This is a genomic window from Streptomyces sp. P17, assembly GCF_032436805.1.
Lineage (GTDB): Bacteria > Actinomycetota > Actinomycetes > Streptomycetales > Streptomycetaceae > Streptomyces.
The window spans coordinates 65255-81439 of sequence record NZ_JAVRBF010000021.1 but is presented as its reverse complement, the minus strand read 5'-3'; the positions used below and the strand labels follow the sequence as shown (position 1 = coordinate 81439).

At 70.0% G+C, this 16185-nt stretch carries 14 protein-coding genes; 6 read left to right on the top strand and 8 right to left on the bottom strand.

The window, feature by feature from the left end:
• Positions 1-7: 7 nt before the first annotated feature.
• On the bottom strand, positions 8-1720 hold the full coding sequence (locus RMT89_RS15970) for an urease subunit alpha (protein WP_315884428.1): 1713 nt from the start codon (positions 1718-1720) through the stop codon (positions 8-10).
• Positions 1717-2415: an urease subunit gamma gene (gene ureA, locus RMT89_RS15965; protein ID WP_315884427.1), complete on the bottom strand. Its 699-nt coding sequence runs from the start codon at positions 2413-2415 to the stop codon at positions 1717-1719. Before ureA ends, RMT89_RS15970 begins: the two co-directional genes overlap by 4 nt.
• Before the next feature lie 127 nt (positions 2416-2542).
• On the opposite strand from ureA, the gene RMT89_RS15960 reads away from it, so the two are divergent.
• Positions 2543-4027, top strand: a complete 1485-nt coding sequence (locus RMT89_RS15960; RefSeq protein ID WP_315884426.1) for a cytosine permease — start codon at positions 2543-2545, stop codon at positions 4025-4027.
• Here the strand turns inward: RMT89_RS15960 and RMT89_RS15955 are convergent.
• Positions 4024-5112 (bottom strand): branched-chain amino acid aminotransferase, encoded by a 1089-nt coding sequence (locus RMT89_RS15955; protein ID WP_315884425.1) that lies wholly within the window; start codon positions 5110-5112, stop codon positions 4024-4026. The two genes, RMT89_RS15960 and RMT89_RS15955, sit on opposite strands and share 4 nt — an antisense overlap.
• A 239-nt stretch (positions 5113-5351) precedes the next feature.
• Positions 5352-6395, bottom strand: a complete 1044-nt coding sequence (locus RMT89_RS15950; protein WP_315884424.1) for a 3-isopropylmalate dehydrogenase — start codon at positions 6393-6395, stop codon at positions 5352-5354.
• Positions 6396-6536: 141 nt separating this feature from the next.
• Between RMT89_RS15950 and RMT89_RS15945 the strand changes: the two genes are divergently transcribed.
• The gene (locus tag RMT89_RS15945) at positions 6537-8087 is read left to right on the top strand and encodes a metallophosphoesterase family protein (RefSeq protein ID WP_315884423.1); all 1551 of its coding nucleotides are present in this window, start codon (positions 6537-6539) and stop codon (positions 8085-8087) included.
• Between the two features lie 49 nt (positions 8088-8136).
• Here the strand turns inward: RMT89_RS15945 and RMT89_RS15940 are convergent, their stop codons facing one another.
• Positions 8137-8265, bottom strand: coding sequence for a hypothetical protein (locus tag RMT89_RS15940; RefSeq protein WP_260859743.1), 129 nt, complete (start codon positions 8263-8265; stop codon positions 8137-8139).
• 262 nt (positions 8266-8527) lie between these two features.
• On the opposite strand from RMT89_RS15940, the gene RMT89_RS15935 reads away from it, so the two are divergent.
• Positions 8528-8734 carry a DUF5988 family protein gene (locus tag RMT89_RS15935; protein WP_315884422.1) on the top strand — a complete coding sequence of 69 codons (207 nt, stop codon included), beginning with the start codon at positions 8528-8530 and terminating at the stop codon, positions 8732-8734.
• 1 nt (position 8735) lies between these two features.
• Here RMT89_RS15935 and RMT89_RS15930 read toward each other — a convergent pair whose 3' ends face one another.
• From RMT89_RS15930 to RMT89_RS15920, 3 genes are all read right to left on the bottom strand, one after another.
• Positions 8736-9560, bottom strand: a complete 825-nt coding sequence (locus tag RMT89_RS15930) for an alpha/beta hydrolase (protein ID WP_315884421.1) — start codon at positions 9558-9560, stop codon at positions 8736-8738.
• Positions 9561-9638: 78 nt separating this feature from the next.
• Complete coding sequence (gene pruA, locus RMT89_RS15925) at positions 9639-11270, bottom strand: L-glutamate gamma-semialdehyde dehydrogenase (RefSeq protein WP_315884420.1); 1632 nt, start codon at positions 11268-11270, stop codon at positions 9639-9641.
• A gap of 256 nt (positions 11271-11526) precedes the next feature.
• Entirely contained in the window at positions 11527-12453 is a 927-nt protein-coding gene (locus RMT89_RS15920) for a proline dehydrogenase family protein (RefSeq protein ID WP_315884419.1), read from the bottom strand.
• A gap of 163 nt (positions 12454-12616) precedes the next feature.
• Here RMT89_RS15920 and RMT89_RS15915 point away from each other — a divergent pair, with 163 nt between their 5' ends.
• From RMT89_RS15915 to RMT89_RS15905, 3 genes are all read left to right on the top strand, one after another.
• Positions 12617-13804, top strand: a complete 1188-nt coding sequence (locus RMT89_RS15915) for a helix-turn-helix domain-containing protein (RefSeq protein ID WP_315884418.1) — start codon at positions 12617-12619, stop codon at positions 13802-13804.
• A gap of 166 nt (positions 13805-13970) precedes the next feature.
• Positions 13971-14723: a TnsA-like heteromeric transposase endonuclease subunit gene (locus RMT89_RS15910; RefSeq protein ID WP_315884417.1), complete on the top strand. Its 753-nt coding sequence runs from the start codon at positions 13971-13973 to the stop codon at positions 14721-14723.
• A complete protein-coding gene (locus RMT89_RS15905) occupies positions 14720-16123 on the top strand; it encodes a hypothetical protein (RefSeq protein ID WP_315884416.1) in 1404 nt (467 codons plus the stop codon). Before RMT89_RS15910 ends, RMT89_RS15905 begins: the two co-directional genes overlap by 4 nt.
• Positions 16124-16185 lie beyond the last annotated feature (62 nt).

The window sequence follows — 16185 nt, the reverse complement described above, 5'->3', positions numbered from 1 at the left end:
AAAGGTCCTAGAGGAAGTAGAGGCGGTTCAGCGCGACCGAGTCGGCCGGTTCCGAGCGCAGCGGCTCTCCGTCCAGCGTCACCAGGCCCGTACGCTGGTCGACATCGACGGCTCCGGTACGGGAGTTCAGGCGCAGGTCGGCCGGTCCGATGCCGCGGGTGCCGCGCACGGCGACACGGCGGCGCCGGGTCGGCATGGTGTCGCCGCCCTGGTCGAGGGCGGCCCGGGCGACGAAGGCCACGGAGATGTCGGCGGGGGTGGCGCCGTACGCGCCGAACTGCGGGCCCAGGACGAGCGGTTCGCAGGTGTCGGTGGCGGCGTTGGGGTCGCCGACCACTCCGTAGGCCGGGAAGCCCGCCTTGAGCACCAGCTGCGGTTTGGCGCCGAAGTACTCCGGGCTCCACAGCACGATGTCGGCGAGCTTGCCGACCTCGATCGACCCGACCTCGTGCGAAAGCCCGTGAGCGATGGCCGGGTTGATGGTCAGCTTGGCCATGTAGCGCAGGACGCGCTCGTTGTCGTGGCCGTCGTCCGGGGCGCCGAACTCGGCCTTCATCTTTCCGGCCATGGCGAAGGTACGGCGGACGGTCTCGCCGGCGCGTCCCATGCCCTGCGCGTCGGAGGAGGTGATGCCGATCGCGCCCAGGTCGTGCAGCACGTCCTCGGCGCCCATGGTCCCGGCGCGGATGCGGTCCCGGGCCATGGCGGCGTCGCCGGGCAGGTCCGTCTTCAGATCGTGAACGGAGACGATCATGCCGTAGTGCTCGGCGACCGCGTCCCGTCCGAAGGGCAGCGTGGGGTTGGTCGAGGAGCCGATGACGTTGGGAACTCCCGCCATCTTCAGCACATTCGGCACGTGTCCACCGCCGCAGCCCTCGATGTGGAAGGCGTGAATGGTTCGGCCCTCCAGCACCCGGAGGGTGTCCTCGACCGACAGGCACTCGTTCAACCCGTCGCTGTGCAGGGCGACTTGGACATCATGCTCCTCGGCGACACGCAACGCGGTGTCCAGCGCCCGGGTGTGGGCGCCCATGTCCTCGTGCACCTTGAAGCCGGAGGCGCCGCCCTCGGCGAGGGCCTCCACCAAAGGCGCGTCGTGCGAGGACGAACCCCGCCCCAGGAACCCGATGTTGACCGGCCAGGCGTCGAAGGCGTTGAAGGCGTGCTTCAGCGCCCACGGCGAGTTCACGCCCACGCCCCACACCGGCCCGAACTCCTGCCCGATGATCGTGGTCACACCGGAGGCCAGCGAGGCCTCCATGACGCGCGGCGACAGCAGATGGACATGCGTGTCGACGGCACCCGCGGTGGCGATCAGCCCCTCGCCGGACACGATGGACGTGCCGGTGCCGACCACGACGTCGACCCCGTCGAGCGTGTCCGGGTTCCCGGCCCGCCCGATCGAGCAGATCCGCCCCTCACGGATGCCGATGGAGACCTTCCGGATCCCCAGGACGGCGTCGATCACCACGACATTGCTGATGACGACGTCACAGGTCTCCCGGACGGCGGCGGCCTTGAGGTGCAGGCCGTCGCGGGCGGTCTTGCCGAACCCGGCGAGGAACTCGTCGCCGTACCGCTGGGAGTCGGACTCGACACGGATCGTCAGCCCGGAGTCGCCGAGCCGGATCCGGTCGCCGGCCCGGGGGCCGTGGGTGGACGCGTACTCGTGGGGGGTGAGGCGGCGGGCCTCGGCGGGGTGGCCTCCGGGGCGGCTCATCGCATGACCTCCTGTGTCTCCGATATGCCGAGATAGCCGCAGGCGGCGGCGCGGCGCAGCGCCTCCTCGCGGGCGCCGGGCGCGTCCAGCGGTCCGTCGACGAGCCCGGCGAAGCCGATGGCGACCCGGGCGCCGCCGATCGGCAGGAGCCCGACCTCCAGCGACTCCCCGGGCCCGAACCGGACCGAGGAACCGGCGGGCACGGCCAGCCGCATGCCGTAGGCGCGCTCACGGTCGAAGTCGAGGCGCGGGTTGGCCTCGAAGAAGTGGAAGTGGGAGGTGACGGAGACGGGCACGGTGGCGGTGTTGGTCACCGTCAGCCGTAGAGCCGCTTCCGGCTCGGCGTGCTCGGGACCGGGCAGCAGCGCACCCGGAGCCGCGTCGCCGAGCCCGCCCCCGATGGGATCGCTGACCACCGCGAGCCGGGAGCCGTCGTCGAAGACCGCCTCGACATGCACCTCGGTGACGACGTCAGCGACGCCGGGCAGCACATCATCCGGGCCGAGCACCGAGCGGGCGGCCTCGATGGCCTCCGCCAGACGCCTGCCGTCCCGGGCGGCCTCGCACACGGTGTCCGCGATCAGCGCGGTGGCCTCCGGCACGTTCAGCCGGAGCCCTCGGGCTCGCCGCGCCCGGGCCAGTTCGGCAGCCCCGAAGAGCAGCAGCCGGTCGCGTTCGGTGGGCGTGAGCCGCATATCGTTCCCTCCTTTTAGAGCGACACTCTAAACCAGGGTTTCCATGAAAGAAAGCCTTGACGTCCGCTACCGAGTGACAGACATTGAGTGACGTTCTAAGTGCCGGGCGAGGTGAAGGAGACCAGGTATGCGGATGGAACAGCGGGGAGTGGACACCATCCCCGACGAGGAACGCACCAGCGGACCGCGTGACCTCGTCTCGATCCTGCTGGGGTCGAACCTCTGCCTGGGCGTGATCGTCTTCGGATGGCTGCCGCCGTCCTTCGGCCTCGACTGGTGGGCGTCGGTCAGCTCGATCCTGGTCGGCACCGCGGTCGGCACGGCCCTGACCGCCCCGCTCGCCCTGATCTCGCTGCGCACGGCGACGAACCTCTCCACGTCCTCCGGCGCCCAGTTCGGCGTCCGCGGCCGACTGGTCGGCTCGGTGGTCGGCCTCCTGCTGGCCCTCGGCTACACCGCGCTGACCGTGTGGATCGGCGGCGACGTGATGCTCGGCGTCCTGACCCGCCTGTTCGGCATCCCCGCGAGCGACCTCTCCTACGGCCTCGTCTACGGCCTGCTCGCCGCGGCGATGGTCGCGGGCGCGGTCTACGGCTACCGCGTGCTGCTCGCGATGTCCCGCGTCCTCGCGGTCGGTATGACGGCCCTGCTGCTGCTCGGTGTCTTCGCCTACGCCCCGGACTTCACCACGGCCGCGCTCCCCGAGGCCGGCGGCTATCTGCTGGGCGGGTTCTGGCCGACGTGGCTGCTCGCGACGGTGGCCGCGGGCCTGTCGGGCCCGATCGCCTTCATCACGCTGCTCGGCGACTACACCCGCTACATCTCCCCGGCCCGCCACTCCTCCCGCAAGGTGCTGCACGCGACCTGGCTCGGCCTCGCCCTCGGCCTGCTGATCCCCCAGCTCTTCGGCACCTTCACGGCGTACGCGGCCCGCGCGGCCCTCGACTACGCCGGTCCCCTGGTGGACGCGGCGCCCACCTGGTACCTGGTCCCGCTGCTCCTCGCCGCCTCCGCGGGATCGGTCGGCAACGCGGGTCTGATGCTCTACTCCATGGGCCTCGACCTGGACGCCATCCTGCCGCGCGCCTCCCGGGCCACGGCCACCTACACGGTCGCGGTCGTCGCCACGGTCTGTGTCTTCGTCGGCCACTACGCCTCGACGGCCCAGGACGCGATGACGTCCTTCGTCCTTCTGCTCACGGCGATCGGCACGCCCTGGGCGGTGATCACACTGATCGGCTTCGCCCGCTGTCGCGGACAGTACGACGCACAGGCCCTCCAGGTCTTCAACCGCCGCTCGCGGGGCGGGATCTACTGGTACCGCGGCGGCTGGAACATCCCGGCGACGGTGTCGTGGGCGCTGGGGGCGACGGTCGGGGTGCTCGCGGTGGCGCTGCCGTCGTACGAGGGGCCGTTGGTGGCGATGACGGGCGGGGTGGACTGCAGCTTCCTGCTGTCGGGGCTAGTGGCGGGCGTGGCGTACGTGCTGCTGACGCCGGGCACGGAGGCGGCGAGGGTCGCCCTTCCAGCCCGTCCGGCGCTTGAGGACGAGGCCGTTCAGGCCGAAGCGGGGGTCTGGGGGCGCCAGCCCCCAGACCCGGGTGTGTCCTAGCCCAGCCGGTGCATCCAGCCGTGCTTGTCCTCGGCCGTACCCCGCTGGATGTCGAGAAGAGCCTGGCGAAGTCGCAGCGTGACCTCGCCGGGCTCACCACCGCTCTGCTGCCACTCGGCACCGGTCCGCTTCACCGTGCCGACCGGCGTGATGACCGCCGCCGTACCGCAGGCGAACACCTCGGTCAGCGTGCCGTTCTCGGAGTCCCGCTGCCACTGGCCGACGGAGATCCGGCCCTCCTCGGCCTCGTACCCGAGGTCACGGGCGACGGCGAGCAGGGAGTCGCGCGTGACGCCCTCCAGGATGGACCCGGTGAGGGCCGGGGTGATGATCTTGTTGCCGTACACGAAGTACAGGTTCATCCCGCCGAGTTCCTCGACCCACTTGCGCTCGACCGCGTCGAGGTAGCAGACCTGGGCGCAGCCCTTCGCGGCGGCCTCCGCCTGCGCGAGCAGGGACGCGGCGTAGTTGCCGCCGGTCTTCGCGTCGCCCATGCCGCCGGGCACCGCGCGGACGTGGTCCTCGGAGACCCAGATGGAGACGGGCTGCACCCCGCCCGGGAAGTAGGCGCCGGCCGGGGAGGCGATGACGAGGAACAGGTAGTCGTTGGCCGGCTTCACGCCGAGCCCGACCTCGGTCGCGATCATGAACGGGCGCAGGTACAGGGACTCCTCGCCGCCGTGCGCCGGGACCCAGGCCTCGTCCTGCCTGACCAGCGCGTCGCAGGCCTCGATGAAGGTCTCGACGGGAAGCTCGGGCATGCCGAGGCGGCGGGCGGAGGCCTGGAAGCGCTTGGCGTTCTTGTCCGGGCGGAAGGTGGCGACGGAGCCGTCGGGCTGGCGGTAGGCCTTGAGGCCCTCGAAGATCTCCTGCGCGTAGTGCAGGACCATGCTGGCCGGGTCGAGGGAGATCGCCTGGTACGGGACGAGCTGGCCGTCGTGCCAGCCGCGGCCTTCGGTCCACTTGATGGTCACCATGTGGTCGGTGAAGTGGCGGCCGAACCCGGGGTTGGCCAGGATCGCGGCGCGCTCGGCGTCGGCGAGCGGGCTGGCGGAGGGCTTGAGCTCGATCGTGGGCGTCGTCATGAGTAGATGTCCTTCACCGGTTGTAGTGACGGGCCGCGCTCACGCCCGTACTGCCAGTGGCCAGTGCTAGGACGTCCGAGCATTCCCTCATTCCGCGGCTCCGCGTTCGATTATCGCGCGCGGTGTACCGAGGAAGAAAACGGCGTGAATGCGGCCCAGGGATTGATGGTCGCACCCGGCGGCGGACATGGGGAAGCCGCCGGGCACTCGATGACCCGGCGGCTTGGAGCGCGGCAGGGTCAGCCGGCTACTCGTACGGCGAGCGCGTCGCCGATCTCCGTGGTGGAGCGGGCGGGCTTGCCGGTGCGCTCGGCGAGGTCGACGGAGACGGCCTCGTCGATGCGGGCGGCCTCGGCGTCGTAGCCGAGGTGGCGCAGGAGCAGGGCGACGGACAGCACCGTGGCGGTGGGGTCGGCCTTGCCCTGGCCTGCGATGTCGGGCGCGGAACCGTGGACCGGCTCGAACATCGAGGGGAACTCGCCGCTCGGGTTGATGTTCCCGGAGGCGGCGACGCCGATGCCGCCGGAGACGGCCGCGGCGAGGTCGGTGATGATGTCGCCGAAGAGGTTGTCGGTGACGATGACGTCGAACCGCTCGGGCTGGGTGACCAGGTAGATGGTCGCCGCGTCGACGTGCATGTACTCGGTGGTGACCTCGGGGAACTCCTCGGCCACCTTGTTGAAGATGTTGGTCCACAGGTGACCGGCGAAGGTCAGCACGTTGTTCTTGTGGATCAGCGCGAGCTTCTTGCGCGGCCGGGCCTGGGCGCGGGCGAAGGCGTCCCGGACGACCCGCTCGACGCCGAAGGCCGTGTTCACGGAGACCTCGGTGGCGACCTCGTGCGGGGTGCCCTTGCGGATGGTGCCGCCGTTGCCGGTGTACGGGCCCTCGGTGCCCTCGCGGACGACGACGAAGTCGATGGACGGCTCACCCGCGAGCGGCGTTGCGACACCCGGAAGGAGCTTCGACGGACGCAGGTTGACGTGGTGGTCGAAGGCGAAGCGCAGCTTGAGCAGGAAGCCCCGCTCCAGCACGCCGGACGGGACCGAGGGGTCGCCGATGGCGCCGAGCAGGATGGCGTCGTGCTTCTTCAGCGCGTCGAGGTCGTCGTCGGTGAGGGTCTCACCGGTGGCGTGGTAGCGCTGGGCGCCGAAGTCGTACTCCTTGGTCTCCAGCTTCACATCCTGCGGAAGGACGGCGGAGAGGACCTTCAGGCCTTCGGCCACGACCTCCTGGCCGATGCCGTCACCGGGGATCACTGCGAGATTGAGGCTGCGAGACATGTCGGCACCCTACTCCGCGTCCCATGGGATGACATGCCGTGTCCGCGATACGGACAGGCGACCAGCGGCAACTCCATTGTGTCGGCTTCCGTTCACCCGTACGTATGGGGGGTGTTGGGCCGCGCTGGGAAGTTCAGGGCCATGGACCTCCCCGACATCGGTATTCCGCCGCAGCTCGCGCGCCGGATGAGCATGGCCGAGCAGTACGAGTACGCGCGCACGAAGCTGACCCGGCGCCGCGCGCTGGTGACGGCGGGCGCGGTGGCGGGCGGCCTGCTGACCGGATGCTCCGGTTCGGACACAGCCACGCCGAAGCCCTCGGCCACCACCAAGGTGCCCGGCTCGGCGGTCACGCCCTTCGGCCGTCATCTCGCCTTCGGCGCCGATCCGCGCACCCAGATGCGGATCTCCTGGCAGGTCCCGGCCGCGGTGAAGAAGCCGTACATACGCATCGGTTCCCGCCCGGACGAGCTGGGCCGCAAGGTGGAGGCCGAGATCCGCGAGCTGCACACGCCCGGTGTGGAGGGGGTGCGGCTCGCGTTGGAGCAGCACTACGTCCACGCCGCCCTGGACGGCCTGCTGCCCGGCACGACGTACTACTACGGCGTGGGCCACGACGGCTTCGACCCGGCCTCCGCCCCGCACCGCTCGACCGTCTCCTCCTTCCGTACGGCGCCGGCGACCCCGGGGTCCTTCGTGTTCACGGCCTTCGGCGACCAGGGCGTCAGCGACGCGGCCGAGGCCGGCGACCAGCTGTTGCTGCGTCAGGACCCGGCCTTCCATCTGCACGCCGGGGACATCTGCTACGCGAACGTCAAGGGCCGGGGCGAGACGTCCGACGGCTACGACCCCGGGTTCTGGGATCTGTTCATGAAGCAGAACGAGCCGGTCGCGAAGACGGTGCCGTGGATGGTGACGACCGGCAACCACGACATGGAGGCCTGGTACTCACCGGACGGCTACGGCGGCCAGTTGGCCCGCTTCTCCCTCCCGGAGAGCGGCTTCGACCCGCGTACGGCGCCCGGGGTGTACTCCTTCGTCTACGGCAACGTCGGCTTCGTGGCGCTGGACGCGAACGACGTGTCGTACGAGATCCCGGCGAATCTCGGTCACACCGAGGGCAGGCAGACGAAGTGGCTGGACGGGCGGCTGCGTGAGCTGCGGGCAGCGGCGGGGGTGGACTTCGTCGTCGTCTTCTTCCACCACTGCACGTACTCGACGTCCAGTCACGCCTCGGACGGCGGGGTGCGCGCCGAGTGGCTGCCGCTGTTCGCCGAGCACCAGGTGGATCTGGTGATCAACGGCCACAACCATGTCTACGAGCGGACGGACGCCATCAAGAACGGCGAGGTGGGCCGCCCGGTGCCGATCGGCGCGTCCACGGACCCGTCGCGGGACGGCATCGTGTACGTCACGGCAGGCGGGGGCGGCAAGGATCTGTACGGCTTCCCGGCGGGCGTGGAGGAGAGCTACGAGGGCCGGGTCAAGGACCGCGAGTCGGTCGACACCTTCCAGTGGACGAAGTCACGGTCGGTGAAGCAGGAGACCGTCGAGTGGTCCCGCGTGCGCTACCGGGGCTTCTCGGTCCTCAAGGTGGAGGCGGAGAGCGGCGCCCGGCCACGGCTGAAGGTGTCGGCGCTGGCCCATGACGGCAAGCGCGTCGACCATTTCGAGGTGCGGCGCGGCGCGTGAGTCCGCGCCGCACCTCGCGCGGGTGCGGCTCCCGGCGTCCGGGTCCGGCTCAGTGGCCGGTGGCGCCGCCGTTGTCACGGCGGTCGAGGGCGCGCTGCAAGGCAGCGGCGGCGTTCTTGCGGTCGGACTCGCTCGAACGGGAGAGATGACGGACTCGGCGGGCGGTCGTCTCGGCCATGGGAAATCGACTCCTTCAACAATCCGGGAGTGCGGAAGAGGGGTTACGAGACGCCGGGTGGGGCGGGGAGCGGTGCCACAGGGGTTGCCTGCACGGGGCCCGGCTCACGACCGCCATTCGCTTGGTCGAGCGAGACGTTCGGCTCCTACAAAGTTAAGGGAGGGTGACGCTTCTGTCTCCACAATTACTCGGACTTCCTACTATCTGAGACGGTGCGGCCCGCGGCACGGGTCTACCGTGGTGATGAGGGGACGGTGAGATCATGAACGACGCGGCGAAAGTGTTTCTCGAAGGCGGTCCCGACGACCTGCCCGAACGGATCGTGCCCACCCCGGCCCCCGGGCCGGATGTGAAGATCAAACTCCGTGGCGGATACGAACACTTCCGCCCTACCTCGCGGACCGGGGAGACACCGGACGGCCGGCTGCCGGTGTACGAGTGGTGGGAGCGGACCGAGATCGCGGAGTAGCTCAGCGCAGCGCCCCCGCCACCGCCTTCCGGAAGCCCTCCGGATCCTCCACCCACGGCAGGTGCCCGGCCTGCGGCAGGATCACCCGGCGCACCCGCGGCAGGGCCCGCTCCAGGGAGTCCACCGACGTACGCGGCCGGAGGTCCCGGGCGCCGTCGACGATCAGCACCGGCAGGTCCAGGGCGCGGCACGCCTGATACAGCTCCGGCGTGCCCCACGACCGCTCCGTCCCGGCGTTCAGGGCCCTGTTGCACGCGAAGTTGATCTCGAACCACGGATCCGCCATCCGCCCGGCCTGCTCCAGCGCCCGTTCCCGGTCCTCGAACTCGGCCGACCACCGCAGCACCGCCTGTTCCCGGTCCCCGTCCTTCAGATCCCGCCAGCGGGCGAGCCGTTCGGGCACCTCGGCGAGCCGGGCGAGGAAGTTCTCCTCGAAGCGGCCGTGCCAGTCGGACACGGGATCGATGCCCGTGCCGCTCACATACACCAGCCCCGTCACCCGCTCCGGATGCGCCAGCGCGTAGCTCAACGCCAGCTGCGCGCCCCAGGAATGGCCGAGCAGCGCCGTCCGCTCCAGGCCGAAGTGGCGTCGTACGGCGTCCAGATCGGCCACGAAGCGGTCGGTCGTCCACGGCCCGGCACACCGCTCGGACCGGCCGCAGCCCCGCTGGTCCCAACGCACCACCGTGGCCCGGTCGTCGAGCAGTCCGGCCACGTCCTCGAACATGTCCCACAGCCCGGGCCCGCCGTGGCACAGCACCAGGGGTGCGCCGCGGCCCGACGCGCTCGCCCACAGTCGTACCCCGTCATCGGTCGTCACGGTCATGACCGCATTCTGCACACGCGAACGGGCCGGGTCCCCTCAGGACCCGGCCCGTTCACGTCAGTTGGGGATCAGCTGGGATCAGCCCATGTGCGGGTAGGTGTAGTCGGTCGGCGGGACCAGCGTCTCCTTGATGGCGCGGGTCAGCGTCCAGCGCATCAGGTTCTGCGGGGCGCCGGCCTTGTCGTTGGTGCCGGAGGCACGGCCGCCGCCGAAGGGCTGCTGGCCGACGACGGCGCCGGTCGACTTGTCGTTGATGTAGAAGTTGCCGGCCGCGTAGCGCAGCTTGTCCATCGTGTAGGCCGCGGCGGCGCGGTCGCCCGAGATGACCGAGCCGGTCAGGGCGTAGTCGGAGACCGACTCCATCTGGGTCAGCATCTCCTCGTACCTGTCGTCCTCGTAGACGTGCACGGCGAGGATCGGGCCGAAGTACTCGGTGGTGAACACCTCGTTCTCCGGGTCGTCGCACTCGATGACGGTCGGACGGACGAAGTAGCCGACCGAGTCGTCGTAGGAGCCGCCCGCGACGATCGTGCAGGCCGGGTCCGACTTGGCGCGGTCGATGGCGGCCTTGCTCTTGGCGAAGGCACGCTCGTCGATCACGGCGCCGATGAAGTTCGACAGGTCGGTGACATCACCCATGGTGAGGTAGTCGACCTCGGCCGCGACCTCCTCCTTGAAGCCGGAGTTCCAGATCGACGCCGGGATGTACGCCCGGGAGGTCGCCGAGCACTTCTGGCCCTGGAACTCGAAGGCGCCGCGGGTCAGGGCGGTCTTCAGGATCGCGGGGTCGGCGCTCGGGTGGGCGACCACGAAGTCCTTGCCGCCGGTCTCGCCGACCAGACGCGGGTAGGAGCGGTACTTCTCGATGTTGGCGCCGACCGTCTTCCACAGGTACTGGAAGGTCTTGGTCGAGCCGGTGAAGTGGATGCCCGCGAGGTCCCGGTGCTCCAGGGCGACCTTGGAGACCTCGATGCCGTCACCGGTGACGAGGTTGATGACGCCCTTGGGGAGCCCCGCCTCCTCCAGCAGCTCCATCAGCAGCACGGCGGCGTGGGTCTGCGTCGGGGACGGCTTCCACACGACGACGTTGCCCATCAGGGCCGGGGCGGTGGGGAGGTTGCCCGCGATGGCCGTGAAGTTGAACGGCGTGATCGCGTAGACGAAGCCCTCCAGCGGGCGGTGGTCCAGACGGTTCCACACACCCGGGGAGTTCGCCGGGGGCTGCTCGGCGAGCAGGTCACGGGCGTACTTGACGTTGAAGCGCCAGAAGTCGACCAGCTCGCAGGGGGTGTCGATCTCGGCCTGCTGGGCGGTCTTGGACTGGCCGAGCATGGTGGAGGCGGCCAGCGTCTCGCGCCAGGGGCCGGCCAGCAGTTCGGCGGCGCGCAGGATGATCGCGGCGCGGTCGTCGAAGGACATCGCTCGCCAGGCCGGGGCGGCGGCGAGGGCGGCGTCGATGGCGTCCTGGGCGTCCTGCTGGGTGGCGGTGCCGTAGGTGCCGAGGCGGGCCTTGTGGTTGTGCGGCTGCACGACGTCGACACGCTCGCCGCCGCCCATCCGCTTCTCGCCGCCGATGGTCATCGGCAGGTCGATCGGGTTGTCGGCCAGCTCCTTGAGCCTGGCCTCAAGCCGGGCACGCTCGGGCGAGCCGGGGGCATAGCCGTGCACCGGCTCGTTGACGGGGGTGGGGACCTGGGTCACAGCGTCCATGGGGGTGTACCTCTTCCGAGTGATTCCCGGGCTTCAGTCGGGGGGAGCTGAAGCGGTTGCGTATGGTGAGCGATGGTCAGGGCTTGACCGTCACGGGCTCGCTGCGGCGAGTTCGTGAGAAGCCTCTTCGGGGGCGGGGTCACGGGATCCGTAACTCCTTTCCACGGATCTGGGTCCGGCTCAGCCGGCCGCGGGGCGGCTGCCGTCACCCTCCGAGCACTCGCCGGAGGCCAACGGCAGCCGCTCACCACGTGCATCAGCCCTTGGTGACCATCGAGCGGACGAAGAAGCGCAGGTTCGCCGGCTTCTCCGCGAGGCGCCGCATGAAGTAGCCGTACCAGTCGGTGCCGTACGCGGTGTAGACGCGCATGCGGTGGCCCTCGGCGGCCAGGCGCAGGTGCTCGTCGCTGCGGATGCCGTACAGCATCTGGAACTCGTACTCGTCCAGCTTGCGCCCGGCGCGGTGGGCCAGCTCCTGGGCGATGGAGATCAGACGCGGGTCGTGGGACCCGATCATCGGGTACCCGGAGCCCTCCATCAGGATGCGCATGATCCTGACGTACGCCTTGTCGATCTCGGCCTTGTCCTGGTAGGCGACCTCGGCGGGCTCCTTGTAGGCGCCCTTGACGATCCGGACCCGGCTGCCGTTCGCGGCGAGGCGGCGGGCGTCGGCCTCGGTGCGGAACAGGTAGGCCTGGATCACGCAGCCGGTCTGAGGGAAGTCCCCGCGCAGTTCCTCGTGGATGGCGAACATCGAGTCGAGGGTGGTGTGGTCCTCCGCGTCGAGGGTGACCGTGGTGCCGATGGCGGCGGCTGCCTCGACGACCGGGCGGACGTTCGCGAGCGCCAGCTCGTGGCCGCCGGGCAGGGCCTGGCCGAACATCGAGAGCTTCACGGACATCTCGGCCCGCGTGCCGAGGTCCAGGCCCTTGAGCCGGTCGACCAGCTCCAGATAGGCGTCGCGGGCGGCCTCGGCCTGCTCGGGGGTGGTGATGTCCTCGCCGACCACGTCCATGGTCAGCTCCAGGCCCCTGGCCGTGAGGTCCTCGATGATCGGGACGATCTCGTCCACGGTCTCGCCGGGGATGAAGCGGTCGACGACCTGCTTGGTGACCGGGGCCGCCGAGACCAGACGTCGCATCCGGTCGCTGCGCGACGCGGCGAGAATCACGGGACCCAGCACGGGGCACCTCCACAAACCATCAGAAACAGGCCGTAACCCAACGCTTGGGGTACAGCACGGAGAACCACCGTGAAACCTAAGGATCCCTCCGATCGTCGGCCATCGACAGCTGTCACGCATCCGTGCCGCAGATCTCATACAGATGTATGAGGGCCCCCGGGAAATGCGGGAGAATGCCCGAGTGACGTCGGAATTCAAGGGTGACTACCAGGAGCTGGTCGACGAGATCTCGGCACTGCTGGGCGCCCCCGCGACCCTGGAGAACCGCGACTTCGAGCTGATCGCGTTCGGCGCGTACGACAGCGAGGGCGAGCTGGACGCCTCCGCGCTGGACCCCGTGCGCACCCGGTCGATCCTGACCCGCCGCTCCACGGCCGCCGTCCGGGCCTGGTTCGAGGGCTTCGGCATCACCCGCGCGAGCGCTCCCGTCCGGATCCCGCCCACGCCGGAGGCCGGCGTCTACCGCGGCCGGATCTGTCTGCCGGTACGCCATCGGGGCGTCGTCCTCGGTTACGTCTGGCTCCTGGACGACGACCCGGGCCCCACCGACCGCCAACTGGCCGCCGCGATGGACGTCACCGTCCGCATCGGCAACCTGCTCGCCGACGAGGCCCAGCACGGCGCCGACCTCACCCGGGAGCTGCGGGCCGTCCTCACCGCCGAGCGCGGCTGGCAGCGGGACATGGCCGTCGCCGAACTCCGCACCGCCCTCGGCGCCCGCGCCGACTCCCTTCATACGGTCGTCTGCGTCGCCCCCTGGCCCTCGGCCGATCCGGACGACGCCCCGTCGGTGCGTACGGTGCCGGGCGCGACGGCCCTGTGCACGGTGCCGTGGGGGACGACGGCCCACTCGCTGGCTCTGCTGATCCGGCTGCGGTCCCCGCAGGTGCTGACCCCGGCGACATCGGCGGCCGGGCGGCTGCTGGAGCGGGCGGGCGGACAGGGGGGCGCGGGTATCGCGGCCGCGCGGGCCGGGCTCGTGGAGCTGGGGGCGGCCTGGCGGGAGGCGTCGGCCGCGGCGCGCGCGGTGCTGGCCGAGCCGCGGCTCGGGCCCGTCGCCCAGTGGGCCCGCATCGGCCCGTACCGCCTGCTGACCGCACTGCCCCCGGAGACGGCGCACGACCCGGCGGTGACCCCGCTCCTCTCCCCCGCCCACCGTGAACTCGCCCGCACCGCCGAGGTCTACCTCGACTGCGCCGGACAGGCGGCGCGGACGGCCGCCGAGCTCGGCATCCACCGGCAGACCCTCTACTACCGCCTGTCCCGCGTCGAGCAGTTGACGGGCCTCGACCTGGACGACGGCGAGGACCGGCTGCTGCTGCACATGGCGTTGAAGGGGGCGCGGCTGTAGCGGTCTCTAGGATCCGCAACTCCGTTAGCAATGAAGGCGGTCCTTTAGCAGTGGATTAGCAAATCCGCGATCCGGTTGACAGCGACTACGGTCAGTGGCGATCTCCTCCGGGGCGTCTTCGGTCTTCTCCGTCCGTGGGCTGTCTGTGCTTCGTACCGTCTCCCGCATGGCAGTACGGAGCTCGGGCGGCGCCCGTGGTACGCGCAAGGTTCCTACGGCGTCGATCCGGTACGAGGACGCGTCGGTACGTAAAGTCCCGGTACAGCACTTGCGGTTGGCCGACTTCGCGGAGTCGAGGCCGTGGCGTGATGTCCGGTCGGTGCACGGGATGGCCCACTACTCGGGCAAGTACGCGTCCGCGACGACGGGCGGGCATGTGGTCTATGAGAGTCGCCTGGAGCTAGCCCGGCTGTTGCTGGCGGACTTTGATCCGGCAGTGCAGGGGATCTTCGCCCAGCCGTGCCGCTTGGCAGCTCGGATCGGCGACCGCGTGCGACACCACGTCCCGGACTTTTTGCTGGTCATGCGCTCGGCGACGGTGCGGGTGGTCAACGTCAAACCGGCGGACCGGCTGCGGGACCCGAAGATCGTGGAAGCCCTGGCCTGGCCGGGTGAGCTGATTCGGCGGCACGGCTGGGAGTACGAGATCTGGTCCGGGGCGGATCGGGCGCTCCTGGAGAACGTGCGGTTCCTGGCTGCCTACCGGCGGCCCGGTGTGGTGCCGGAGGCCGAGGTGGAGCAGGCGTGGGAGCAGGTGGAAGACGGTGAGGAGCTGGCTCTGGCCGAGCGCCGGCTGGCAGGTGATCGGCCGCCCGAGGAGGCGAGGCCGGCGCTGATGGCCTTGTTGTGGTCCGGGCGGCTGACGACGGATCTGACACGTCCGTTGTCGGGTGAGTCAGTAGTGCGGAGGTGCGTATGAGCGCCTGGACGACGCCTCTGCGGCCGGGGCTTCCGCTCAGTTTCGACGGAGAGCAGTTCACTGTCGCGGAGATCGAGGGCCGCCGGATTCTTCTCGAGCCGGCGACAGCGGTGTTCGGTACGCCGAAGTGGCGGCAGGTCGACATCTCCGTGCTGCTGGCCCATCCCAGCACCGAGATCCTGGTCCCGGTGCCGCAGGACGAGCCGTCGGCAGCGGCGGTTCTGGGCAGTCTCGACGACGACGGCGATGACGCCCTGACGCGGAGGTTCCGGCATGTTCAGGAGGTCATGACCGGATACCAGCTCGGCGACGAGGTACTGGCTCTGCCGGGGGAGCCCCGGCCGGACTACGCGCCTACAACCCCGCTGATGCATCGGTATGCGGCCAAGGCGGTGGAGCTCGGGGTCGCCGAGAGCACGATCCGGAACTGGGTACGGCAGGTGAAGTGCTCGGGCCCGGCCGGGCTGGTGCACGAGCGTCCGAAGGCGAGTGTGCTGGACCGGGCCGACTCGCGGTGGCTGGATATGGCCCAAGCGGTGCTGAAGGGTCATGAGAAGAGATCGCGGCCGGTGCGGAATCTGGTCCTCATGGAGGTCGAGGAGCGTCTGCGGAAGGAGTACGGGAAGGGAACGGTCCCCATTCCGGCACGCACGACGGGCTACGAGCTGCTGCGGGCGCTGTCCAAGGGCACGAACGCCTTCGAGGGCAGCACGAAGGGCAAGCGGTCTATCGCCAACGCCCCTACGGGGACCTATGGCCGGCTGCGGGCAACGCGGCCGGGCGAGTACGTGGTTCTGGACACGAACTGCCTGGACGTTTTCGCGATGGAGCCGGTGACCTGCCGGTGGGTGCAGTGCGAACTCACGGTCGCGATGGATCTCTACAGCCGGTGCATCACCGGGCTGCGGCTGACTCCGGTGTCAACGAAGTCGACGGACGTGGCCGGGGTGCTGTTCGAGACGGTAAGGCCGCGAGAAGTTCCGGACGACGGGGGTGAGCCGCTGCCGTATTGCGGGGTGCCGTCCACCGTGGTGGTCGACGCGGACAAGCTGGTCGACCGGGACGGACAGCCGCTGCTGCCGACGGTCGCGGCTGAGACGATCATCTACGACCACGGCAAGGTCTACCTCTCGAACCACATCCAGAGTGTCTGCGCGAAGCTGGACATCTCGCTGCAGCCGGCCCGGCCGAAGACGCCGACCGACAAGCCGATCGAGCGCTGGTTCCTCACCCTCAACCAGGGAGTGCTGGCCGCGCTGCCCGGCTACAAGGGCTCGGACGTGCACAGCCGCGGCGAGAAGGTCGAGAATGAGGCGTTCTTCTTCATCGACGAACTCGAAGCGATCATCCGCGAGTGGATCACTCTGATCTTTACCGACCGTGATTTGTGCTGTTCGTGATGTCCGTTCGAGCCTGTGGCGTGGACGTCATGGGTTCGTTTACCGACCGGGTTCAGGACGTT